Genomic DNA, 22,295 nt, shown 5'->3' with positions numbered 1-22,295 from the left:
CTGCCGCGTGCGATGCGGCAGTCGCGATGTGAACCGGTTTGCTTTGCAAGGGTGCCGAGAGTGGAAAACGCCATCATCCCCGACGCGTCGCTGGACGCGCATCACGCGCACTGGGCGACACTGCGCCGCGACCTGCACGCGCATCCCGAGTTGCGATTCGAAGAACACCGGACGGCCGACGTCGTCGCCCGCGAGCTCGAGGCGCTCGGCTATGCGGTGTCGCGCGGGCTCGGCGGCACGGGCGTCGTCGCAAGCCTGCCCGGCGCGGATCCGCGCCGCGGCATCGTGCTGCGCGCCGATCTGGACGCGTTGCCGATCCACGAAGCCAACGACTTCGCGCATGCATCGTGCACGCACGGGATCATGCACGCGTGCGGCCATGACGGCCATACCGTGATGTTGCTCGGCGCCGCGCGCGTGCTGAAGGCGTTGCCACAGTTGCCCGGCACCGTCCATTTCGTGTTTCAGCCGGGCGAAGAGGGCGGTGCGGGCGCGCGCAGGATGATCGACGACGGGCTGTTCGAGCAATACCCGACGGAGGCGGTATTCGGCATGCACAACTGGCCCGGTCTGCCGGCCGGGCATTTCGGGTTGCGCACCGGCCCGATCATGGCTGCGGGCTCGCGCTTCAGGATCACGGTGACGGGCAAGGGCGCGCATGCGGCGCAGCCGCATCTGGGCATCGATCCGGTGCCGCTCGCGTGCTCGATGGTGCTGCAGTGCCAGACCATCGCCGCACGGCACAAGGACCCCGTCGACCCTGCGGTCATTTCCGTCTGCATGTTCCATGCGGGCACGACGGACAACGTGATTCCCGACACCGCCGAGCTGCGCGGCACGATCCGCACGCTGTCGTCGGCATTGCAGCAGAAGCTGCAGCGCGACGTGCGGCTCGCGTGCGAGGGGCTCGCGGCGGCCTATGGCGCGCAGGTCGACGTCGAGTTTTTCCAGTACTACCCGGCAACGGTCAACACGCCGGCCGAGACGGCGCTGTGCGAAGCGGTGATTCGCGACACGTTCGGCGACGCGCGCGTCGACCGCGACGTGCCGCCGAACATGACGTCCGAAGACTTCGGCTTCATGCTGGAGGAGCGGCCGGGCGCTTACGTGCTGATCGGCAATGCACGGGACGGCGCGGCCTCTCCGGCGCTGCACCACCCGAAATACGACTTCAACGACGACATCATTCCGGCCGGCGTCCGCTATTGGGTCGCGCTGGCGCAGCATTACTTCGCGCGATCGCCGTGATGCGTCGGGGCGGCGTGGAAACCGGTGGACGTCTGGTCGATCGGGCGCCGAGTCCGGGGCACGCGTGCTTCCGGATCGTCGTGCGCCCATGCCAGCCGGCGTGAACCGTGCAATCTATCGTCGCTTCGGTGTGATCGCCGCGTATTTTTTCCGACGTACCGTGTCGCACGACCACATTGTTCGAAAGGACTGCTTGATGAATCAGGAACCTGAAGTGAAGGAGCAAGGCGCGGCGTCCCCGCTTCGCTACCGCAGATTCACCGCGGCGGACATCCCCGCCGCCCATGCGCTTTCCACGGCGCTTCGCTGGCCGTTCAGGGCGGAAGACTGGCAGTTTTCCGCGGAAACGTCGACCGCGTTCGCGGCCGAGGAAAACGGCGTGGTCATCGGCACGGCGATGTGCTGGAAGTACGGTGCGGATCGCGCGGCGATCGGGCATGTGATCGTCTCCGACGCGCATCAGGGCCGCGGAATCGGCCGCAAACTGATGGAGACGCTCCTGGACGAACTGGGTCCGCGCATCACGTTTCTGCATGCGACGCCGGCCGGTCGGCCACTCTACGAGAAACTGGGGTTCACCGTGTGCGGATCGCTGGGCCAATATCAGGGCAACGTGGATCGGCCCGCCGCGGTTGCCGTGCCCGACGGCGAGCGGCTGCGTGCCGGTGCGCCGGCCGACTGGCCGCGCCTGGTCGAACTCGATGCGCGTGCGTCCGGTCTCGAGCGCGACGCGCTGTTGTCCGCGTTGCAGACGCGGGGCGAAAGCGTGGTGCTCGAACGCGACGGCGAGGTCGTCGGGTTTTCGGTGCTGCGGCGCTTCGGTCGCGGTTACGTGATCGGTCCGGTGGTCGCGCCGCGTTCGAGCGACGATGCGTGCGCGAAAGCGCTGATCGGCTATTGGCTGACGAAACGAGACGGCGAATTCGTGCGTATCGATGTGCCTGACGGGACCGGTCTGCCGGCGTGGCTGAGCGAGCAGGGCTTGAAACAGGTGGATACTTGTTCGAAGATGGTTCGCAACGCATCGGCCGCGGCGCATGAGGGCGCGGCCGATCCGGCCTGGGGACTGTACGCGCTGGTCAGTCAGGCCATGTTGTAAACCCCGGCCGCGCACGGCGGCCGGCTCTCCCGGGGCTGCCCGCGCAGCCGCCCCGGCTTGAAGGCGCGGCATCGCGCTCAGCGGACAAGCGCAGCCGCGAAGTCGCGATACGTCCGCAGCGGGCGGCCGAGGATCGTGGTCAGCCGCTCGACGTCACCGGCCTCCGGCACCATCCCGTCGCTGACGTAGCGCTCGGCCATCAGCCGCATTTCGTAGGCCATCCATTTCGGCATGAACTGCGCCAGATTGCGTTCGAACGGCGTGGGATCGTCGCCGCCATACGTAACCGGCCGACCGAGCGTGTCCGACCAGATCGACGCCAGTTGCGGGCCGGTCAGCGTGTCGGGCCCGACCAGGTTGAGGGTTTCGACCGGCAGCTTGCCCGGCGCATCGTTGCGGCGGATCAACTCGATCGCCGCGACTTCCGCGATATCGCGCACGTCGACCATCGCGACGCCCTTGCCGCCGATCGGCATCGGGTACACGCCGTGCCCGACGATCACGTCCTTGACCATCGATTCGTTGTCCATGAAATACGCGGGTCGCAGGATCGTCGCGCTGAACCCCATCTGCTCGATCATCCGCTCCGCGCCGGATTTCACCGCGAAGTGCGGCACGTTCACGAAGCGATCGGCATGGAGGACCGACAGATAGACGGCGCGCTCGATGCCCGCTTCGCGGGCCAGGTTCAGCGCAATCAGCGCCTGCGTGAATTCGTCGCCCGCCACGCCGTTGAGCAGGAACAGCGTGCGCACGCCGGAGAAAGCCGCCCGCAGCGCGTCGACGTCGAGCATGTCGCCCTGCGCGACGGTCACGGCCGCCGGAAAATCGGCCTTCGCCGGATCGCGCACCAGCACGCGCACGTCGGCGCCGCGATCGACGAGTTGACGGACGACCTGGCGGCCGACACGGCCGGTGGCGCCGGTAACGAGAATGGTCATGATGTTCACTCCTGAGGTAACGATGGGATGGACTGCCCACCCAAGTTATGTGATCCACTCATGATCCGGAAGATGTGATAAATAGACATGGCGTCTCACTGGTGGAACACATGGACCTGCTCGCTCTCGCCGATTTCAATCTCGTCGCCCGCCATGGCAGCTTCGGCGAGGCCGCTCGGGTCGCGGATCGCCCGAAGGCGACGCTGTCGCGCCGCGTGGCGGAACTGGAGAACAGTCTGTCGTTGCGCCTGTTCGAGCGCGGCTCGCGCGGCGTGAAGCTCACGCAGGAAGGGCGCGCGCTCTACGAGCGGACGGGCGCGCTGCTCGCGGAGCTGGCCGACAGCGCGTCGGCGATCGCAGCGGGGAGCGAGCGGCCGCGCGGCCGGCTGCGGATCAGCGCGCCGATGCTGTTTTCCCAGTTCGCGATGGGGAAGCTGGTGGCGACGTTCGCGCTGAGATACCCGGACGTCCGGCTGGAGGTGACGACCGAAGATCGGCCCGTCGACATGATCGAGGAAGGGTACGACCTCGTGATCCGCGTGAATCCGGACCCGGACGAGAGCCTGATCGGGCGCGTGATCCTGCGCGACCGGCTGGTCGTCGTCGCGACGCCCGAACTGGCGCGGCCGAGCGGCGACGCACCTGCGCCGGCCGTGGTTCGCGGCGCGCACGACACGCGCGCCGTATGGGAGATCACGGGCCCGGCCGGGCTGGCGCGCATACCGGTCGATCCCGTGGCGCGGCTGTCGTCGCTGGTCATGGTGCGCGATACGGTCCGCCTCGGCTTGGGCGCCGCATGCCTGCCGATATCGCTCGTGAGCCGCGACCTGGCCGCCGGCGCGCTCGTCAGTTGGGGCGACGTGCCGGGGTCCGATATCGCCCTGTGGGCGCTGTATCCGTCGAGGCGATTATTGAGCGCGCGCGTGTCCGCGTTTCTCGATCACCTGAAGGACGCGTTTCCGTCGGGCGAGCCGGAAGAGTTGGCGGCGTATATCGAACCCGGGCAGTGAAACGGCCGCGGTCGCGACAGCGATGTCCTGACGGGGATGCCGGCGCAATCGGCACGAGCGGTGCCGTCGTCCGTCCCGACTCGAACCGGGGCCTTCACGCCGGCTGCGCGACCGGCTCCGTCTGCGCGTAACACACGCGGTTCCTGCCTTCGCGCTTGGCGCGATAGAGCGCCATGTCCGCCTGATGCGTCAGCGCGTGCACGGAAGCATGCCGCGCGCGCCGACCGGTCGCACAGCCGATGCTGACCGTGAAATCCGGAACGGTCTCCGCAAACCCGTCGAGCCGGTTGCGTTCCACCTCGCGGCGAATCGCGTCGGCCACCTGCGCGGCGCCGTTTTCGTCGGTATCGGGCAACACCGCGACGAACTCCTCGCCGCCGTAGCGCGCGGCGAGGTCGCCGCGCCGTCGCGTATGCGTGCGGATGCATTCGGCGAGAAAGCGCAGCGCGGTGTCGCCCTGCGCGTGCCCGTGCCGGTCGTTGTACTGCTTGAAGTGATCGGCGTCGATGAACAGCACCGACAGGCTGCCGCCGCTGCCGCGCTGCAGTCGCGCCCATTCGTCGGCCAGCGCGGTATCGAGCGCGCGACGATTGCGCAGTCCGGTCAACGGGTCGGTACGCGTGAGATCGGTCAGCAGCGTCTGCTTGCGGAAGTTGTCCCGCAATGCGAAGGCAAGCAGCCAGACCGCCGCGCAGAACGATGCGCCGATCACGGATGCCGATACGCCGACCGTCCACGACAGGCGCCGGACGCCGGCCAGCACGTCGCTCTCGGCCGGCGCGACGACCGCGATCAGCGGCGTGCCCGGTATCCGCTGATAGGTATACAACCGCACGATGCCGTCGATGCTCGAGCGCGCGGGATAGAAGCCCGATTCGCTGTTCACCATCCGCTTGAAGGATGTCGAGCGACGCAGGAGGTTCATCTGGCCATCGTTCAACGACGGGTTTCTCGCGAGGATCGTGCCGTCCGCGCGCACGATCGCGCTGACCCCGTTCGGCCCGACGTCGAGGCGGGACAGCAACTGCTCGAAGTAAGCGAGATCGACGGCGACGACCGCGATCCCGTCGAACGCATGGTCCGGCCGCTCGATGCGCCGCGACAGCGCGATGGATTCCTTGCCGCCGCGCGAGCGTGCGCGATAGGGCTGGGAGACGTAGAGCCCGACGTCGTCCGCATCGCGATGGACCTTGAAGTAGTCGCGATCGGCGAAGTCCCACCGGTGGGTCGTGCTGCAGCATCCGTCGATCAGCCGGCCGTGCCTGTCGGTCACGCCCATGCCGGTCACGTATTGCGCGGCGGTTCGCTCGAACAGCAGGTCGTGCCGCAGCCCGGCGTCCATCCGCTGGACGGCCGGCTTGCCGAGGTCGGCCGCCAGCGCGATCAACGCGTTGTTCGACGTTTCGACCGTCCTCGCGATCTGGCTCGCGAGCACGGCCGCGACGTTGCGCGACGTCTCGTGCGCATGCTCGACGACTTCGCTGCGCGCCACCCACAGCGTCACCGCGCTGATCGCGAGCATCGCGAGCGACATCAGCGTGCCCAACGCGCCGACGACGAACGGGTGGCGTCCGGCCCAGTCGGCGATTTTCTCGATCGAAGTGAATGCGGGCATGCTCGGGCTCGTTTTGAGATGCCGGCTGCACGTGCGCCGGCGCGGGTCCAATCCCGGTTAACGGCACGGTTAACGAAAAATCGAGGCCGGCATGACCGCCCGTCGACGATCCGGCCTGACTCGGCGACGCAAACGTGTGCGGCCGTGCGGCGATACGGCCCGAGCACGGCCCGGACTCGCGCGGATCGCGTAGATTGATAACGCTACTGCATCAATCATTCCAAAAATTGCACTTATCGTTTGATCGATCCCGCGCCAACATGCCGGAAAACGACAATCGACCAGCCCCTCCCGCGTATTCCAGGATTTTCAGGAGACACCCCGATGCATCCCTCGTCCCGCCTTCCGGCCGAACGCTCGAAGGCCGCCGCGATCTTTCGCGTCACGGCCGGCAATTTTCTCGAGCAGTTCGACTTCTTCCTGTTCGGCTTCTACGCCACGCAGATCGCCAACGTCTTCTTCCCCGCGCAAAGCGAGTTCGCGTCGCTGATGATGACCTTCGCCGTGTTCGGCGCCGGCTTCCTGATGCGGCCGCTGGGCGCGATCGTGCTGGGCGCGTACATCGACGAGGTCGGCCGCCGCAAGGGCCTGATCGTCACGTTGTCGATCATGGCGAGCGGCACCATCCTGATCGCGTTCGTGCCGGGCTACGCGACGATCGGGCTGCTCGCGCCCGTGCTCGTGCTGATCGGCCGGCTGCTGCAGGGCTTCTCCGCAGGCGCCGAGCTGGGCGGCGTGTCGGTCTATCTCGCCGAGCTCGCGACGCCAGGCCGCAAGGGCTTTTTCACGAGCTGGCAATCGGCCAGCCAGCAGGTGGCGATCGTCATCGCCGCGGCCCTCGGCTTTGCGCTCAATCAGTGGCTGAGCGGATCGCAGATCGCCGCGTGGGGATGGCGCGTGCCGTTCTTCGTCGGCTGCATGATCGTGCCGTTCATCTTCCTGCTGCGCCGCAACCTGGAGGAAACCCAGGAATTCAAGGCCCGCAAGCATCGTCCGGGCATGAAGGAGGTGTTCGGTACGCTGGCCCAGAACTGGGGCGTCGTGATCGCCGGCATGATGCTGGTCGCGATGACCACCACGAGCTTCTATCTGATCACCGTCTACGCGCCGACCTTCGGCAAGACGGTGCTGCATCTGAGCACCGCCGACAGCCTGCTCGTGACGCTCTGCGTCGGCGTGTCGAACTTCGTGTGGCTGCCGATCGGCGGTGCGCTGTCCGACCGGATCGGCCGCCGGCCGCTGCTGGTCGGCATGACGATGCTCACCGTCGTGACCGCCTACCCGGCGCTGTCGTTCCTCGCTCACGCGCCGTCGTTCGCCAACATGCTGCTCGTCCTGCTCTGGCTGTCGTTCATGTACGGCGTCTATAACGGCGCGATGGTCGTCGCGCTCACCGAAGTGATGCCGGTGCAGGTGCGCGTCGCGGGCTTCTCGCTCGCGTACAGCCTCGCGACGGCCGTGTTCGGCGGCTTCACGCCGGCCATCTCGACCGCGCTCATTCACGCGACGGGCGACAAGGCCGCACCCGGCTACTGGATGAGCTTCGCCGCCGTGTGCGCGCTGCTCGCGACGTTCGCGCTCTATCGTCATCGCACGGCGACGTTGACGCCCGCGCATTGACGTCGAGCGCATCCGGAACGTTCACTCACACCCATCCGCACGATCACGACCATGAGAAACCTGCTCCTGAAATTCTGCGCGACCGCGCTCGTTGCCACCGCGGCGGTCGCGGCCAACGTACAGGCCGCCGAACTGCACGTGATGAGCTCGGGCGGCTTCACCGCCGCCTACAAGGTGCTCGGCCCGCGGTTCGCGTCCACGACGGGCAATACGCTCGCCACCGCGCTCGGCCCGTCGATGGGCAAATCGCCCGAAGCGATTCCGAACCGGCTCGCGCGCGGCGAGCCCGCCGACGCCGTGATCATGGTCGGCTACGCGCTCGACGATCTGATCAAGCAGGGCAAGGTCATCCCCGAATCCCGCGTCGAGCTGGCCGACTCGCGCATCGGCATGGTCGTGCGCGACGGCGCGGCCAAGCCCGACATCAGCACCGCCGATGGCCTCAAGCAAGTGCTGCTGCACGCGAAATCGATCGCCTATTCGGACAGCGCGAGCGGCGTGTATATCGAACGCGAGCTGTTCAAGAAGCTCGGGATCGAAGAGCAGGTGAAGTCGAAGGCGAAGATGATTCCGCGGATTCCGGTGGCGTCGGTCGTCGCGAACGGCGACTACGAAATCGGCTTCCAGCAGGTCAGCGAGCTGCTGCCCGTCAAGGGCGCGACCTTCGTCGGCAAGATCCCCGAATCGCTGCAGTCCGTCACGCGCTTCGCCGCCGGCATCCCGGTCGGCGCGCAGCATCCGCAGGAAGCGAAGGCGCTGCTCGACTATCTTGCGTCGCCCGACGTGCAGGCCGACGTGAAATCGACCGGCCTGGATTCCGTTTCCGCGCATTGAGCCCGATCGACGGGAGGGCGCGCATCAGATCGTCTTCCCGTCACGACCGCCGCCGTCTGCCGCGGCACTGTCTTCATCGGCCCCGTCCGGCAAGGACGGCCCGGCCGCCGCGAGCCGCTGCACGAGACGCGACCGGTCGCACGCGCCTTCCCACGACGACACGAAGATCACCGCGCACGCATTGCTGATCACGCTGGTCAGCGCGCGCGCCTCCGACATGAAGCGATCGATGCCGACCAGCAGCGCGACCCCGGCGACGGGCAGGTCGGGCATCACGGCGAGCGTCGCAATCAGCGCAACGAGCCCGCTGCCGGACACGCCGGCCGCCCCCTTGGAGGTGAGCAGCATGATCGCGAGCATCGTCGCGACCTGCGGCGCGGAAAGCGGGACGTCGCAGGCCTGCGCGATGAACAATGCCGCGAGCGTCAGATAGATCGCGGTGCCGTCCAGATTGAACGAATAGCCGGCCGGCAGCACGAGCCCCACGACGCCTTTGTCGCAGCCGAGCGCTTCCAGCTTGACGATCAGGCGCGGCAGGACCGGCTCCGTGGACGACGTCGCGAGCACGATCAGCAACTCTTCGCGCAGGTAGCGCAAGAGCCGCCACAGCGCGAAGCCGTGCAGTCGCGCGAGCGGGGCGAGCACCAGCGCGACGAACAGCGCGCAAGCCACGTAGAAGGACATCATCAGCTTCGCGAGCGAGCCGACCGAGCCGATGCCGAAGCGGCCCACCGTGAACGCCATCGCGCCGCATGCGCCGAGCGGCGCGAGCCGCATGATCATCGCGAGTACGCGAAAGACGACCTGGGCGATGCCGTCGATCAGCGCGAGCACGGGCCGGGCGGCGTGCGGATGCGCATTCAGCGAGAAGCCGAACAACAGCGACAGCAGCAGCACCGGCAACACTTCGCCGGTGGCGAAGGCGCCGAGCATCGTCTCCGGAATCACGCCGAGCGCGAACGCCACGAGGCTGCGCGGCTCCGCATGCTTCGCATACGGCGCCAGGATGCTCGCATCCAGATGATGGACGTCGATGTGCATGCCGGCGCCCGGTTGCAGCACGTACGCGGCGACGAGCCCGAACGCGAGCGCGGCGGCCGTCAACAGATAGAAGAGCGCGAGCGCCCGCACGATCGTGCGGCCGATGGCCCGCCCGTTCGACAACGACGTGATGCCCGACACGATCGTGCAGAAGACGATCGGCGCGATGGTCATCTTCACGAGCGCGACGAAGGCGTCGCTGAACGGCTTGAGCATCGCGCCCGCCGTCGGCCACACGTGACCGATGCCGATGCCGAGCATCATCGCGAGCAGGACCTGCACGTAAAGCGATTTGAACAGCCGGGCCCACCTCACGATGCCGTCTTCCTTCGTTTCCGTTCTGTCGTCGTCATGCCGATGCGCCGCTGCCGGCGGCGTCGCCGCGCTTCGCGTCGACGATCATCCGGTGAAACGCCTCGGCGGCCGGTGTCAGCGAGCGCCCGCGCCGCTTGACGATGCCCACGCGCCGTTTCACGGCCGGCTCGACGAGCGGCACGCTCGTGAGGACAGGGTGGTCGTGGCCCGGCATCGCCATCGACGGCACCGCGGCGACGCCGAGCCCCGCCTCGATCATCCCGAGCAGGGTCGTGACGTGGCGCGCCTCGCACACGCTCGGCTTGCGCGGCGCGACGGCGGCCAATGCCTGGTCGAGCAGCAGGCGGTTCCCGGAAGTCTTGTCCACCGATACGTAATCGTGTTCGTAAAGTTCGTTCCAGGTCACGCGCTTCTTGCGCGCGAGCGGGTGGTCGCGGCGACACGCGGCGACGAATCGTTCCTGGAGCAGCACCTTGAACTCGATCTCCGCCTCCTGGCTGCCGATGAAGCTCACGCCGAAATCCGCCTCGCCGCTGATCACGGCGCCGAGCACCTCGTTGGCGCCGGCGTCGAGCAGCTTCACCCGGATGCGCGGAAAGCGCCGATGATAGCGGGCGATGATGGGCGGCAGGAAGTAGTAGGCGACCGACGGCACGCAGGCGATCGTCACATGGCCCAGGCGGCTCGACGACACGTCGCGGATGCCGAGCAGCGCGGCGTCGAGATCGTCGAGCAGTTGTTCGGCGCTCTGCGCGAACACGCGGCCGACGGTGGTGAGCGCGACGCGGCGCGTGGTGCGCTCGAAGAGCCGCACGCCGAGCGCGTCTTCAAGCTTGTCGATCCGGCGGCTCAGCGCAGGCTGCGAGAGGCTGACCGCTTCGGCGGCCTTGCGGAAACTGCCCGTTTCCACGACCGCACGGAACGCCTGCAAGTCGGTCAAATCGAAATTGATGCCCACCGGTCTCTCTCCACCACTCAGATGGGCAGCATTGTGCATGATTCCGTCCACGCCATGCGTGGCGCGTCGTCCGGGCGGCAGCGTTGAATACGATTACCGTTTCGATCAGGTCGCGGCTCGGGTAATCGATCGATGCGAAGCGGTCGGGAATCGGCCGCGACGGGGCGCATGCCGGCATTGGCGAGCGTCGGGCCGTCAAATACCGGTGCGCGGCGGTTCGAGCGTCGGCGAGCGACCGGGCTGCTCGCGCACCGCACCCCGATGCGCTGGCGTGGCAGCCGGGCCGTCGCCGATAGCAACCGCAATCCGCGTCACGCTTGTCGGCGTACGCGCGGTACGTTACGCAAAGCGCAGCTCGGCGCGGCTCGATTTCGTCTCACATAACGGTCCGACACGACCGACCGCCGCTGGATCCATGCGAGAGCGAGTTCGAGCGCTTGGTCGCACGCTTCGCGGGTATCGGCGAAGTCGCCGTCGACGCCGAGCGCCCGGGTTTCACCGTCGCGATCCATGAGGATCGCCGTCGCCGAATAGCGGCCCGTCTCCGTGTCGGTCACCACGGCCCGGACCGCATATCCGCCATGTTCGACCGTCGTGTGGGTATGCATCGGATGCCTCCTGCACTGAAATGCGACATGTGCGGCGACTCGCCGGCGCAGCACTTTGCGCCGCGAGCGTAAGCGCGGGAGGTCCACCCGACGGTCGACGCGGCGCAAGCGCGCGCACCGCGGGTTGACGAAACGCTCCCGCGCGTCCACTTACCCCGCCGTCACCGCGATCCGCCGCGGCTTCGCTTCCTCGCGCCGCGGGATGCTCAGTTTCAGCACGCCGTCGCGCAGTTGCGCGTCGATGCGCGACACGTCGAAATCCGCGCTCAGCGTAAATGCGCGCGAGAAGTGCGGATGCTGCACTTCGCCGTGCTGCAGGCGCAAGCCCGCCGGCGTCGGCACGACGGCCTCCGCTTCGATGGCGAGGCTGCCGTCGTGCACGCGGACGTCGAGCTTGTCGCGCGGCACGCCCGGCAGGTCCGCGTACAACGTGATGCCGTGCGCATCCTCGACGATGTCGACGGCTGGCGCAATCCGCGTGCGCGGCGTGTCGCGCTGAGCCGATTCACGGTTCGTCACGGCCGTTCGCGTATCGGCCGCACGGGTGGTCAGTTCGGTCGTGTTCGTGTCACTCATGATGTCCTCCGTCATGCGTTCGTGACGTCGTGCTGTTTACTGGACGGTAATCGCCCGCGGCTTCGATGCTTCCGACTTGCCGACGCTGATCGTCAGGCAGCCGTTCGTATAGCGTGCCTCGATCTTGTCGGGGTCGGCGTGCTGCGGCAGTTCGACCACGCGGCGGAACGCGCCCATGAACCGCTCGTTCGCGTAGACGCGTCGCTCGTCGTCGGTCGTGCCGTCGTCCGGGGGAGTGCGCTCGCCGCTGATCGTCAGCAGCCGGCGATCGACGGAGATGTCGATTTTCGCGGGGTCGAGCCCCGGCGCGAAGGCAACGATCTCGACCGTGTCGTCGGTACTGCCGATATTGACCGGAGGAAATGCACCGGGCCGCGGGGCGCGCAGACTGGCTGGCAAGCCCGTGAACATGCTCGCCATCTGCCGTTGCAGGCGGTCGAATTCCGCCAGCAGGTCGGTGGGGAAGAAGATATCGCTCATGACTGGCTCCTGTTGTGCCCCCCTGCGAGGGGACGAACCGGACCACGCGCTCCAGTTCGTCCATCCGCGAGAAGCTCGCTGACTAACAAATCGAAACACGCAGCGCGTCAACCGCGACTGCCTTGAGCGATACCTAAAATAGGATACGTCGAGTGAATTTCAAGGGGGGAGGGCGTCATTCCGGCCCAGCCCGGTCGACCTTCGCGCCGATTGCATTCAGTCGTCGAACGGGCAGCGCAGAGTCGTAGCCGGCGGGCCGCATACCAAGCTTTCAAATCGAAAGATTCTCGGGCGCCGCAGCAACCGGGCTTGCCTATCGGCCTCGCTCAGAAGCTCGGCGCGACATCGACGTGCCGTGCGCCGCCGCCCCTATACATACCAATCCAGCGTCTTCACGATCCCCGTTTCGAAGCTCTCCACCGGCCGCCATTGCAGTTCGCGGGCGAGCTTCCCTGCGTCGATCGCATAGCGCCGGTCGTGACCCGCGCGATCGGTGACGAACCGCACGAGGCGCGCATGCGGCGCGTATTCGGGCCGTCGCGCGTCGAGCAGCGTACAGATCAGCGCGACGATGTCGACGTTGCGCCATTCGTTGCAGCCGCCGACGGTGTAGGTCTCGCCGACCGTCCCGCGCCGGATGACCGCATCGATCGCGCGGCAATGGTCGTCGACGTACAGCCAGTCGCGCACGTTCGCGCCGTCGCCGTACACGGGGATGTCGGTGCCTTCGATGCAATGACGGATCACGGTCGGAATGAACTTCTCGCCGTGCTGGCGCGGCCCGTAATTGTTCGAGCAGTTCGTCGTGGTGACGGGCAATCCGTACGTATGGAAATAGGCGCGCACGAGATGATCCGAGCTTGCCTTGGTGGCCGAGTACGGAGAATTCGGCGCATACGGCGTCGTTTCGGAAAACGGCGGGTCGTCGGGGCCCAGCGAGCCGTACACCTCGTCGGTACCGATATGGTGAAAGCGGCGGCGCGCGTGAGCGTCGGCCTTGCCCAGTTTTTGATCGTTCAGCCACAGCTGGCGGCACGCATCGAGCAGCGTCCAGGTGCCGAGCACGTTCGTGCGGACGAATTCGCCGGGACCGTCGATCGAGCGGTCGACGTGGCTTTCGGCCGCGAAGTGGACGACGGTGTCGATCGCATGGTCGCGCAGCAGCGACTCGACGAGCGGTCGGTCGCAGATGTCGCCGAGGACGAACCGATGACGATCGGCGCCCGGCAAGTCGTCGCCGAGATTGTCGAGGCTGCCCGCATAGGTCAGCAAATCCAGCGTGGTCACGCTGAGCTGCGGATCGCTTTCGAGCAGATGACGAACGAAATTGGCGCCGATGAAACCGGCGCCGCCCGTCACGAGAACATGTTTCGGTCGATAGCTCATGTGGTTCGCTTCCAGGTGGCAAACACTTCGGTGAGACCCGCGATCCACGAAGGCGATTCGACCCCGAAGTGTTCTCGCAGGAGGCTGCAGTCGAGCGCGGAATTCGCCGGTCTCGGCGCAGGCAACGGATAGGCGTCGGTCCGGATCGGCCGGACCCACGGCACGCGATCGATGAGGCCGGTGCGCCGCGCACCGGCGAAGATCACTTCGGCGAAGCCGTGCCACGTGGTCACGGGCGTGCCGCACAGGTGATAGGTGCCCCAGCGCAGCCCTTCGCCGGCCCGGTATCGCGCCGCGATCGTCAGCAGCGCGTCGGCGATCGCACCGGCATGCGTCGGCCCGCCGTACTGATCGGCGACGACGCCGACGACCTCGCGCTCGCGCGCCAGGCGCAGCATGGTGCGCACGAAATTGCTGCCGTGCGCGCCGAACACCCATGCGACTCGCAGAATCAGATGACGGTCGGGCAGCCGCTCGCGCACCGCTTCCTCGCCCGCGAGCTTGCTCCGGCCGTACGCGCCGAGCGGCGCGACGGCGGCGGTTTCCGCATACGGGCCGGGCATGCGGCCGTCGAACACGTAGTCGGTCGACAGATGAATCAACGGAATGCCGAGCGCGGCGCACGCGTCGGCCAGCACGGCCGGCCCGTCGCGGTTCGCGCGCCAGGCTGCATCGGGCTCGGCCTCCGCGCGGTCGACGGCGGTCCATCCGGCGGCATTGATCACGAGCGAGGCCCGGTGTTCGTCGAGCGCGCGGCGCACCGCACCTGCATCGGCGATGTCGAGCGCGGCGCGCGACAGCCCGACGAGCGGCTGCCGACCCGCGCGCAGCACCAGTTCGCGGCCGACCTGGCCGAGCGCGCCGGTCACGACGATCGTCATCGCGCCTCCCCGTATGCCGGCAGCAGCGCCGGCGCGCCGGCGGCCAGCTCGGCGAGCGGAGGCTGCCGACGATCCTTGTCCGACAGCTGATACGGCGCGCCGGCATCCGGCCAGTCGATGCCGATCTCCGGATCGTTCCAGCGCACGCCCGCATCCGAATCGGGATCGTAGTACTGCGTGCACTTGTACGCGAAGTCGGCCTCGTCGGACAACACGCAAAAGCCGTGTGCGAAGCCGGGCGGAATCCATAGCATCCGGTGCGATACGTCGTCGAGCCGCGCACCGAACCAGCAGCCGAAAAACGGCGAGCCGCGCCGGATGTCGACGGCGACGTCGTACACCGCCCCGCGCGCCGCGTGCACCAGCTTGCCTTGCGGATTCACCCGCTGGTAGTGCAGCCCGCGCAGCACGCCGCGACGCGAGCGCGACTGGTTGTCCTGGACGAAGGTGGCGTCGACGCCTGCGTCGCGCAGCCAGCTTGCGCGGAAGCTTTCGACGAAAAAGCCGCGTGCATCGCCGAACACGCCGGGCTCGATCACCAGCACGCCGGGCAACGGCGTTTCGATCACGCGTGTCATGCCGCGACCTCCTTGCTCAGCAGATCGAGCAGATAGCGGCCGTACCCGCTTTTCGCGAGCTTGTGGGCGAGCGTTTCGAGCCGCTCCGCATCGATCCAGCCGAGCCGGTACGCGATTTCCTCGGGGCACGCGATCTGCAGGCCCTGCCGTGCCTGCATCACCTGGATGAAATTGGCCGCGTCGAGCAGCGATTCGTGCGTGCCGGTGTCGAGCCATGCGTAGCCGCGCCCGAGGATCTCGACATTCAGCGCGCCGCGTGCGAGATACGCGAGATTCAGATCGGTGATTTCCAGTTCGCCGCGCGCCGACGGTCGCACGGCCTTCGCGAGTTCGACGACGTCGTTGTCGTAGAAATAGAGGCCGGTGACCGCATAGTTCGACTTCGGCTCGCGCGGCTTCTCCTCGAGGTCGATCGCGCGGCCATCCGCGTCGAACGACACGACGCCGTAGCGCTCCGGATCGCGCACGTAATAGCCGAACACGGTCGCGCCGGTCGTCCGCGCGGCGGCCTGTTGCAGCAGCGACGACAGCGCTGGCCCGTGATAGATGTTGTCGCCGAGCACGAGCGTCGCCGCGTCGCGACCGATGAACGGCGCACCGATCACGAACGCCTGCGCAAGACCGTCTGGGCTCGGCTGCGCCGCATACGAAAAGCTCATGCCCCACTGGCTGCCGTCGCCGAGCAGTTGCTGGAACGCGTCGAGATCGCGCGGCGTCGAGATGATCAGCACGTCGCGGATGCCGGACAGCATGATCGTGCTGAGCGGGTAATAGATCATCGGCTTGTCGTACACCGGCATCAATTGCTTCGATACCGAATGCGTGAGCGGATGGAGCCGGGTGCCCGAGCCGCCCGCCAGAATCAGTCCTTTACGGCCAATCGCTGTTTGCATGAGGTCCCTCGCTGCAAGAGGAAAAATGCGTGCGTGATACGCGGAATACACCGAATGCTTCGATTGCACCGACTGCGCCCGATGGCCGTCGATACCGTGCGCGCCCGGCTACGGCTGCTCGGCCCCCCCGGCGTGAATCGCGCGAAATACGATCGCGAAGCCGAACGCGTACAACGCGGCGATCACCGCGAAGCCGGCGGCCGTCGCGCGGTCCGGGTCGTCGATCACGTGCAGGATCACCGACGCGATCGCGATGCCGACGAGCGAACCGATCTGCCGGCTCGCGTTCAGCGACGCGGCGGCAAGGTTCGCGTCCGCCGCATCGGCCGACTGCATCACGACGAGATTCATCGCCGGAATGGCCTGCCCGGCGCCGAAGTTCGCGAGGCCGACCGCGACGGCCAGCACCGGATACGGCATCGCCGAGACGCCGACGAGCGCCACGCTGCCGAGCGCGGCGAGCGCGAGCCCGACGAGCAGCGTGCGGCGCGTGCCGAGCCGGGCGCTGACCTTCGCGGACGCGAGATTGCCGATGCCGAACATCGCCATCAGTGGAAACAGCTCGAATCCGGTGACGAGCGCGCTCGCGCCGCGCACGTTCTGCAAATAGAGGCTCAATAGAAAGATCTCGGCGAGAATGCCGAAGTTGATCGCGAGGCCCAGCATGCTGCCCGCGACGAAACGCCGGTTCGCAAGCAGCGCCGGCGACAGGATGCGCGAGTGCGCGTAGCGCTCGCGCAACGCGAATGCCGCGGTGGCGGCCAACGTCGCGGCCACGCCGGCGACGATCGACGGCGAGCGCCAGCCGGCGCTGGGCCCTTCGATCAGCGTGAAACTTAACGCGGCGAGCGCGAGCGCGCCGAACAGATGGCCGAGCGCGTTCAACGGGCCGGGATGACGCGGCGCCCGCGCGATATGCCGGTACGTGAGCCACAGGCCGGCCGCACCGACCGGCAGGTTCACCCAGAAGATGCCGCGCCAGCCGATCGCGTCGACCAGTACGCCGCCGACGCAGGGGCCGAGCGCCATCGCGGCCGACACCAGCGCGCCCCAGATGCCGATCATCCGCGTGCGCATCGGCCCCGGCGGGAACGCGAGCGTGAGCAGGCTCAGCGAGCTCGGCATGAAGAGCGCCGCGCCGACCCCCTGTGCAAGGCGCGCCGCGACCAGTGCGCCGCTGGACTGCGCGGCCGCGCACAGCACCGATGCGCCGACGAACAGCGCGAGGCCGGCGACGTAGACGGCCTTCGACCCGTAGCGGTTCGCGAGCGCGCCGCCGAGCAGCAGCAGCGCGGCGAAGCTGAGCGTGTACGCATCGACGACCCACACCAGCGCGGTCAGCGACATCGACAGGCTGGTTTCCATCGCCTTCAGCGCGACGTTGACGATGGTTACGTCGAGCATGGCCATCACGAAGCCGCACGCGAGCGCGACCATCACGAGCACGGGGCGCGCCGCGACGGATGGGTATGCGCCGGCGGCCGGCGTGGCGCTCCCGCCGCTCATGCGGCTCTCCCGCCAAGGTACAGGCGTCGCATCTCGTCGCTGTCGAGCAACGCGGCCGCGGGGCCTTCGAGCGCGACGCGCCCCATCGTCAGCACGATGCCGCGATCCGCGATGCGCAGCGCCTCGATCGCATTCTGCTCGACCATCAGCACGCCGATGTGCTCGGTGTCGCGCATCCGGACGATCGCGTCGAACACCTCGTCGACCATCTTCGGCGACAGGCCGGCCGACGGCTCGTCGAGCAGCAGCAACATCGGGCGCGGCATCAGTGCACGCGCGAGCGACACGATTTGCCGCTCGCCGCCGGACAAGGCGCCCGCGAGCGACCGGTAGCGACGCCGCAGGACCGGGTACTGCTCGCACAGCTCGTCGATCCGTGCCTCGCGCGGAAACGCGGACATCGACTGGCCGCCGAGCATCAGGTTTTCCCGCACGGTCAACGACGCGAACACGTTGTCGGTCTGCGGCACGAAGCCGATCCCGTACTCGCGGATCTTTCGATGAACCGGCACGCGTGCCACGTCCGTGCCCTGGATCGTCACACTGCCCGAACGCGGCAGCACGAAGCCCGCGATCGACTTCAGCAGCGTCGATTTTCCGCAGCCGTTCGGGCCGAGGATCGTCACGATGTCGATGGCGCCGACCGTGAGCGACACGCCATGCAGGATGTCGACTTCAGGCGTATAGCCGGCGACGAGTTCGCGCACGTCGATCATGACGCCTCCAGCGGACGAGGGGCGGCGTGGGCACGCCCGAGATACGCGTCGAGTACGCGACGGTTACGCTCCAGCTCGGCCGGCCGGCAGTTCGCGATCGTCACGCCACGGTCGAGTACGACGCAGCGGTCGCACAGCTCGCGGATGAAATGCATGTCGTGCTCGATGACGACCAGCGTGACGCCCTGTTTGCGAATCCGTTGCAACTCGTCGATCAATTCGCCGCGCAGGTTCGGGTGCACGCCGGCGGTCGGCTCGTCGAGCAGCAGCAGTTTGGGCTCGGTCATCATCGCGCACGCGATGCCCAGCAGCTTCTTCTGACCGCCGGAAATCGACGCGGCGCCAAGGTGCGCGACGCCGGACAGTTTCAGTTCGTCCAGTAACGCGGCGGCGCGTGCACGAGTATCGGCATCGAGCGCGCGCGTCGCACGGCCGCGCCAGAGGGCGGCGGCGATTCCGTGGCGGACGGACGAAGCCGCCATCGCGAGTTCGAGCACCGACATGCGCGCGGGCATCGACGGCAACTGGAACGTGCGGCGTACGCCCAGCCGCGCGATCTTGTGCGGCGACAGCGTGTCGATCCGCTGACCGTCGAAGCGGATGGCGCCCGCCGCGAGCGGCGCGAAGCCGGTGATCGCGTTGAGCGCGGTGCTCTTGCCGGAGCCGTTCGGGCCGAGCAGTCCGACGATCTCGCCGCCGTCGACCGACAGCGTGACCCCGGACAAGACGACGTTCTCGCCGTAGCGGATCGTCACGCCGTCGAGATCGAGCAGCGCGCTCATGGCCGCACCTCCAGGCGTTCGGGCACGAGCCCGTGCGGCCGCCACAGCACGCACGCGAGCAGCATCACGCCGACCAGGCCCAGCCGCACCGCGCCGGTCAGGTCGCTGCCGACGTCGAGCCAATCCTTGAGAAACGGCGCGAGCGCGTAGACGGCCTGCACGATCAGCGTGCCGACCAGCACGCCCAGGTGGCTGCCGAGGCCGCCGACCATCACGACGGTCCAGAGCGCGAAGGTCTCGGACGCGATCATCGCGTCCGGCCCGACATAGCCGATGTACCACGCGGCGAGCGCCCCGGCCAGTGCGGCGGGAAGCGCACCCGCGATGCATGCACGAGTCTTCAGCGCGAGCGGATCGTAGCCGAAGCAGACCGCGAGCGCAGGTTCTTCGCGCATCACCTTCAGCGCGCGGCCGAAGCGGCTCGCGGTCAGGCGCCGGTACGCCGCGTAGGTGAGCGCGAGGCAGCCAGCCGTGACCGCGAGAAAGGCGAGCTCGGCCCACGGCGCGCGCAGCCCGGGGAACAGCGGCGCGATTCCGCCGATGCCTTGCGCGCCGCCGGTAAGCCAGCTTTCGTTGAGCGCGATCGTGCGCAGGATCTCGGCGATCGCGAGCGTCGCGATCCCCCAGTAGTCGGCGGAGAGCTGCCGCCCGAGCCGCGCGACGACGACCGCCAGCGCACCCGCGGCGGCCAGCGCGAGCGCCAGGGCCGACGGCAACGGCCAGCCGAGCTGCGACGCGATGCCGGCCGCGTACGCGCCGAGCCCGCTGAACGCAATGAAGCCGAAATTGACGAGTCCCGCATAGCCGGCCTGCAGGTTCAACCCGAGCGCCATCGTCGCGTACAGGCAGCCGACGGTCAGCAGATGGATGACGAAGCTAGACACGCCGCACCTCCCGATCGAAGATGCCATAGGGCCGGAAGATCAGTGCGGCGAGCAGGATCGCGAACGACACCGCGCCGACGTACTCGACCGGAAAGAATTGCATCGGCCGATCGACGAGCCCGCCGAAATCGACGTTCAGTGCGACGGTTTCGGCCACCGCGATCAACAGCGCGCCAGCCGCGGCGCCGAGCGGGTTGCCGAGCCCGCCCAGGATCGCCGCGGAAAACACCGGGATCAGCAAGCCATAGCCGAGATTCACATGCACGCTTTCGGTGGCGCCGAGCATCGTGCCGCCGAGCGCCGCCAGCACGCCGCTCGCGAACGTGATCACGTTGGTCACGCGCGTCGCGTCGATGCCGGTCGCGAGCGCCAGCGCGCGATTCGACGCGAGCGCACGCATCGCCCGCCCGAGCCCGGTGCGGTACAGCAGCGCCGCGAATATCGCGAGCGCGCCGGCGCCACATGCGATCGAGCCCAGCTGCGGCGCGGACAGCGCGACGCCGGCAATCACCATCGGCGGATGCACGTCCTGCGCATACTGCTGCGGCCGCGAGCCGGCGACGCCGAGCACCAGCGCGACCGCGAGCATCGAGATCGCGAGCGAGCCGATCATCGCCACCGCGCTGCCGGAGCGCAGCAGCCTCGCGAAAACGAGCAGGTTCAGCAGCGTCGCGGCGGTGCCGACCAGCGCGCAGGACACGGCCGTCGCGAGCGCGAACGGCAGCCCGGCGCGTTCCAGCCAGAGCGTCGCGAATGCGCCCAGCATCGCGTACTGCACATGTGCGATGTTGGGAAAACGGATCAGCGAATAGAGCGTCGACAGGCCGACCGACACCAGCAACAGATCGGCGGTGCGGATCAATACGTCGACAATGAATGACAGCATGGCGATGTCCTCGGGTTCGTCCAGGCAGGCGATCGTTCACTGCTGCGCGACGACCGATTGGCGGTAGACCACCTTCTCGTACGGCTGGACTTCCCGCTGGCCGTCCGCATCGAACGCAATCGCACCGGTCACGCCGGTATACGATTTGCCCAATGCCGCGAGCGCCGTGCGAATCTTCGCCGGGTCGACGGACTGCGCGCGGCCGATCGCCGCGGCGGACAACAGCGTCGCGTCGTACGCATAGCTGCCGAACGCCGAGCGCGGCGCCTCGTTGTATGCGGCCTGATAGGCGCTCGCATACGCTTTCGCGCCCGCGCCGAGCGCGGCGACTTCGAGGCCGATCTGGCCTTGCGCGATCTGCGCGGGCGTGTCGCTCGTGCACATCGTCAGGTAGATGCCGTACCACGGATGCTGGTTGAGCCGCATCTCGAATGCCTGCCGGTTCAGCGTCGCGGCCTCCTGGCCATAGGCGCTGTAGACATACGCGTCGGGCTGCGCGCGCGATGCCTGCTCCAGTTCGCGGCGATAGGTCGATTGTCCTTCCGTGTAGAGCACGGTCGACACTACCGTGCCGCCGAGCGCCTCGAAACGCTTCTTGAATTCGCCCGCGATGCCCTGGCCGTAACCGTTGTTCGGCGCGATCAGCGCGATGCGGCGCAGCTTGCGGGCGTATACGTCCTGCGCGGCGAAGCGCGCGGACAGGTCGTCCAGCCCGATCACGCTGAACGAGCCCGCGCCGATCTTGCGCACCTGCTGACTCGACGAGCCGATGTTGATGTGCACGTCGCCCTGACGTACCAGGAACTGTCCGACCGGAATCGTCACCGACGACGAGAACTCGCCGAGCACGACCGGCACGTGTTCGACGGTCGCGAGCTTGCGCGCGGCGTCGAGCGCGGTATTGGCCGAGCCGCCCGAATCCTCGATGCGCACGGCGAGCTTCTGGCCCAGCACCCCGCCTTTCGCATTGATTTGCGCGACGGCGAGTTCGATGCCGCGGCGCTGGTCTTCGCCGATGGACGCACTCGCGCCGGTCAGCGGCAGCACCGCGCCCACGCTGACGTCGGCCTGCGCAGCGCCCGACGCAAGCGCACCGAGCGCGATCCAGACACCGACACTCCACTGACTTGCCTTCATCTTCGTTCTCCCGTCGCATGGTCGGCCGCACGGTTGGCGGCATGGTTTGATATACAGAAGTGTCGACAGAATCACAGATCAAAAATCGTTTGCAAATAAATTTTCAAGTCGCTGCGAGGAATCGTGGAATTCTTGTTTTCTGCAGAAAAATCGCCCTGTTTTCATGCATTTATGCACGCCGATAAAGAGCGTGGATAGTCGTGGTGCACGGGCGCGCCAATCTGGCGCAATGACGAATATTTCTGAAAAAAGTGTATACAGATGTGAATTGCAGTGCTTAAATCAGCCCAACTCGACACGA

The 22,295-nt window shown here is 67.5% G+C and carries 22 protein-coding genes; 5 read left to right on the top strand and 17 right to left on the bottom strand.

Going from position 1 to position 22,295, the window contains the following annotated elements; all coding sequences use genetic code 11:
- Positions 1 to 60 precede the first annotated feature (60 nt).
- On the top strand, positions 61 to 1,248 hold the full coding sequence (locus WT97_RS03090; protein WP_060352793.1) for a M20 aminoacylase family protein: 1,188 nt from the start codon (positions 61 to 63) through the stop codon (positions 1,246 to 1,248).
- Positions 1,249 to 1,444: 196 nt separating this feature from the next.
- Complete coding sequence (locus WT97_RS03085; RefSeq protein ID WP_060352839.1) at positions 1,445 to 2,347, top strand: GNAT family N-acetyltransferase; 903 nt, start codon at positions 1,445 to 1,447, stop codon at positions 2,345 to 2,347.
- A 77-nt stretch (positions 2,348 to 2,424) separates the two neighbouring features.
- On the opposite strand, the gene WT97_RS03080 is transcribed toward WT97_RS03085, so the two are convergent.
- Positions 2,425 to 3,288, bottom strand: coding sequence for an SDR family oxidoreductase (locus WT97_RS03080; RefSeq protein ID WP_059794609.1), 864 nt, complete (start codon positions 3,286 to 3,288; stop codon positions 2,425 to 2,427).
- A 110-nt stretch (positions 3,289 to 3,398) separates the two neighbouring features.
- On the opposite strand from WT97_RS03080, the gene WT97_RS03075 reads away from it, so the two are divergent.
- Positions 3,399 to 4,298, top strand: a complete 900-nt coding sequence (locus WT97_RS03075; protein WP_060352792.1) for a LysR family transcriptional regulator — start codon at positions 3,399 to 3,401, stop codon at positions 4,296 to 4,298.
- 94 nt (positions 4,299 to 4,392) lie between these two features.
- Here the strand turns inward: WT97_RS03075 and WT97_RS03070 are convergent, their stop codons facing one another.
- Positions 4,393 to 5,913 (bottom strand): diguanylate cyclase, encoded by a 1,521-nt coding sequence (locus WT97_RS03070; RefSeq protein WP_060352838.1) that lies wholly within the window; start codon positions 5,911 to 5,913, stop codon positions 4,393 to 4,395.
- 324 nt (positions 5,914 to 6,237) lie between these two features.
- On the opposite strand from WT97_RS03070, the gene WT97_RS03065 reads away from it, so the two are divergent.
- Both WT97_RS03065 and WT97_RS03060 read left to right on the top strand, forming a co-directional pair.
- Positions 6,238 to 7,533 carry an MFS transporter gene (locus WT97_RS03065; RefSeq protein WP_059506160.1) on the top strand — a complete coding sequence of 432 codons (1,296 nt, stop codon included), beginning with the start codon at positions 6,238 to 6,240 and terminating at the stop codon, positions 7,531 to 7,533.
- A 51-nt stretch (positions 7,534 to 7,584) separates the two neighbouring features.
- A complete protein-coding gene (locus WT97_RS03060; RefSeq protein ID WP_034209133.1) occupies positions 7,585 to 8,367 on the top strand; it encodes a substrate-binding domain-containing protein in 783 nt (260 codons plus the stop codon).
- Between the two features lie 24 nt (positions 8,368 to 8,391).
- On the opposite strand, the gene dctA is transcribed toward WT97_RS03060, so the two are convergent.
- The 15 genes from dctA to WT97_RS02985 form a co-directional block, all read right to left on the bottom strand.
- Complete coding sequence (dctA, locus tag WT97_RS03055; protein WP_060352791.1) at positions 8,392 to 9,723, bottom strand: C4-dicarboxylate transporter DctA; 1,332 nt, start codon at positions 9,721 to 9,723, stop codon at positions 8,392 to 8,394.
- A gap of 34 nt (positions 9,724 to 9,757) precedes the next feature.
- Positions 9,758 to 10,681 carry a LysR family transcriptional regulator gene (locus WT97_RS03050; RefSeq protein WP_059506156.1) on the bottom strand — a complete coding sequence of 308 codons (924 nt, stop codon included), beginning with the start codon at positions 10,679 to 10,681 and terminating at the stop codon, positions 9,758 to 9,760.
- 311 nt (positions 10,682 to 10,992) lie between these two features.
- Positions 10,993 to 11,289, bottom strand: coding sequence for a hypothetical protein (locus WT97_RS03045; protein WP_060352790.1), 297 nt, complete (start codon positions 11,287 to 11,289; stop codon positions 10,993 to 10,995).
- Between the two features lie 150 nt (positions 11,290 to 11,439).
- The gene (locus tag WT97_RS03040) at positions 11,440 to 11,865 is read right to left on the bottom strand and encodes an Hsp20/alpha crystallin family protein (RefSeq protein WP_059506302.1); all 426 of its coding nucleotides are present in this window, start codon (positions 11,863 to 11,865) and stop codon (positions 11,440 to 11,442) included.
- A 36-nt stretch (positions 11,866 to 11,901) separates the two neighbouring features.
- Complete coding sequence (locus WT97_RS03035; protein WP_060352789.1) at positions 11,902 to 12,345, bottom strand: Hsp20/alpha crystallin family protein; 444 nt, start codon at positions 12,343 to 12,345, stop codon at positions 11,902 to 11,904.
- A gap of 369 nt (positions 12,346 to 12,714) precedes the next feature.
- Entirely contained in the window at positions 12,715 to 13,731 is a 1,017-nt protein-coding gene (gene rfbB / locus WT97_RS03030; RefSeq protein ID WP_060352788.1) for a dTDP-glucose 4,6-dehydratase, read from the bottom strand.
- Positions 13,728 to 14,612, bottom strand: coding sequence for a dTDP-4-dehydrorhamnose reductase (rfbD, locus tag WT97_RS03025; protein ID WP_060352787.1), 885 nt, complete (start codon positions 14,610 to 14,612; stop codon positions 13,728 to 13,730). Before rfbD ends, rfbB begins: the two co-directional genes overlap by 4 nt.
- Entirely contained in the window at positions 14,609 to 15,190 is a 582-nt protein-coding gene (rfbC, locus tag WT97_RS03020) for a dTDP-4-dehydrorhamnose 3,5-epimerase (RefSeq protein ID WP_060352786.1), read from the bottom strand. The genes rfbD and rfbC overlap by 4 nt, the downstream gene beginning before the upstream one ends.
- Positions 15,187 to 16,083: a glucose-1-phosphate thymidylyltransferase RfbA gene (rfbA, locus tag WT97_RS03015; protein ID WP_059506144.1), complete on the bottom strand. Its 897-nt coding sequence runs from the start codon at positions 16,081 to 16,083 to the stop codon at positions 15,187 to 15,189. The genes rfbC and rfbA overlap by 4 nt, the downstream gene beginning before the upstream one ends.
- A 108-nt stretch (positions 16,084 to 16,191) precedes the next feature.
- Entirely contained in the window at positions 16,192 to 17,589 is a 1,398-nt protein-coding gene (locus WT97_RS03010) for an MFS transporter (protein ID WP_060352785.1), read from the bottom strand.
- Complete coding sequence (locus tag WT97_RS03005) at positions 17,586 to 18,305, bottom strand: ABC transporter ATP-binding protein (protein WP_060352784.1); 720 nt, start codon at positions 18,303 to 18,305, stop codon at positions 17,586 to 17,588. The genes WT97_RS03010 and WT97_RS03005 overlap by 4 nt, the downstream gene beginning before the upstream one ends.
- Positions 18,302 to 19,087, bottom strand: coding sequence for an ABC transporter ATP-binding protein (locus WT97_RS03000; RefSeq protein ID WP_060352783.1), 786 nt, complete (start codon positions 19,085 to 19,087; stop codon positions 18,302 to 18,304). Before WT97_RS03000 ends, WT97_RS03005 begins: the two co-directional genes overlap by 4 nt.
- Positions 19,084 to 19,971, bottom strand: coding sequence for a branched-chain amino acid ABC transporter permease (locus tag WT97_RS02995; protein ID WP_082741969.1), 888 nt, complete (start codon positions 19,969 to 19,971; stop codon positions 19,084 to 19,086). The genes WT97_RS03000 and WT97_RS02995 overlap by 4 nt, the downstream gene beginning before the upstream one ends.
- Positions 19,964 to 20,857, bottom strand: a complete 894-nt coding sequence (locus WT97_RS02990) for a branched-chain amino acid ABC transporter permease (protein ID WP_060352782.1) — start codon at positions 20,855 to 20,857, stop codon at positions 19,964 to 19,966. Before WT97_RS02990 ends, WT97_RS02995 begins: the two co-directional genes overlap by 8 nt.
- Before the next feature lie 36 nt (positions 20,858 to 20,893).
- Positions 20,894 to 21,994: an ABC transporter substrate-binding protein gene (locus WT97_RS02985; protein WP_059794324.1), complete on the bottom strand. Its 1,101-nt coding sequence runs from the start codon at positions 21,992 to 21,994 to the stop codon at positions 20,894 to 20,896.
- Positions 21,995 to 22,295: the final 301 nt, after the last annotated feature.

The sequence above is a fragment of the Burkholderia sp. MSMB1459WGS genome, from assembly GCF_001534535.1.
GTDB lineage: Bacteria > Pseudomonadota > Gammaproteobacteria > Burkholderiales > Burkholderiaceae > Burkholderia.
The sequence above is the reverse complement of the archived record's forward strand: the minus strand, read 5'-3'. Positions and strand labels throughout refer to the sequence as shown.

Coding starts and splice junctions, on each gene's coding strand:
- WT97_RS03085 (WP_060352839.1), top strand. CDS start 1,445: ATGAATCAGGAACCTGAAGTGAAGGAGCAAGGCGCGGCGTCCCCGCTT.
- WT97_RS03080 (WP_059794609.1), bottom strand. CDS start 3,288: ATGACCATTCTCGTTACCGGCGCCACCGGCCGTGTCGGCCGCCAGGTC.
- WT97_RS03075 (WP_060352792.1), top strand. CDS start 3,399: ATGGACCTGCTCGCTCTCGCCGATTTCAATCTCGTCGCCCGCCATGGC.
- WT97_RS03070 (WP_060352838.1), bottom strand. CDS start 5,913: ATGCCCGCATTCACTTCGATCGAGAAAATCGCCGACTGGGCCGGACGC.
- WT97_RS03065 (WP_059506160.1), top strand. CDS start 6,238: ATGCATCCCTCGTCCCGCCTTCCGGCCGAACGCTCGAAGGCCGCCGCG.
- WT97_RS03060 (WP_034209133.1), top strand. CDS start 7,585: ATGAGAAACCTGCTCCTGAAATTCTGCGCGACCGCGCTCGTTGCCACC.
- WT97_RS03045 (WP_060352790.1), bottom strand. CDS start 11,289: ATGCATACCCACACGACGGTCGAACATGGCGGATATGCGGTCCGGGCC.
- WT97_RS03040 (WP_059506302.1), bottom strand. CDS start 11,865: ATGAGTGACACGAACACGACCGAACTGACCACCCGTGCGGCCGATACG.
- WT97_RS03035 (WP_060352789.1), bottom strand. CDS start 12,345: ATGAGCGATATCTTCTTCCCCACCGACCTGCTGGCGGAATTCGACCGC.
- rfbB (WP_060352788.1), bottom strand. CDS start 13,731: ATGAGCTATCGACCGAAACATGTTCTCGTGACGGGCGGCGCCGGTTTC.
- rfbD (WP_060352787.1), bottom strand. CDS start 14,612: ATGACGATCGTCGTGACCGGCGCGCTCGGCCAGGTCGGCCGCGAACTG.
- rfbC (WP_060352786.1), bottom strand. CDS start 15,190: ATGACACGCGTGATCGAAACGCCGTTGCCCGGCGTGCTGGTGATCGAG.
- rfbA (WP_059506144.1), bottom strand. CDS start 16,083: ATGCAAACAGCGATTGGCCGTAAAGGACTGATTCTGGCGGGCGGCTCG.
- WT97_RS03010 (WP_060352785.1), bottom strand. CDS start 17,589: ATGAGCGGCGGGAGCGCCACGCCGGCCGCCGGCGCATACCCATCCGTC.
- WT97_RS03005 (WP_060352784.1), bottom strand. CDS start 18,305: ATGATCGACGTGCGCGAACTCGTCGCCGGCTATACGCCTGAAGTCGAC.
- WT97_RS03000 (WP_060352783.1), bottom strand. CDS start 19,087: ATGAGCGCGCTGCTCGATCTCGACGGCGTGACGATCCGCTACGGCGAG.
- WT97_RS02990 (WP_060352782.1), bottom strand. CDS start 20,857: ATGCTGTCATTCATTGTCGACGTATTGATCCGCACCGCCGATCTGTTG.
- WT97_RS02985 (WP_059794324.1), bottom strand. CDS start 21,994: ATGAAGGCAAGTCAGTGGAGTGTCGGTGTCTGGATCGCGCTCGGTGCG.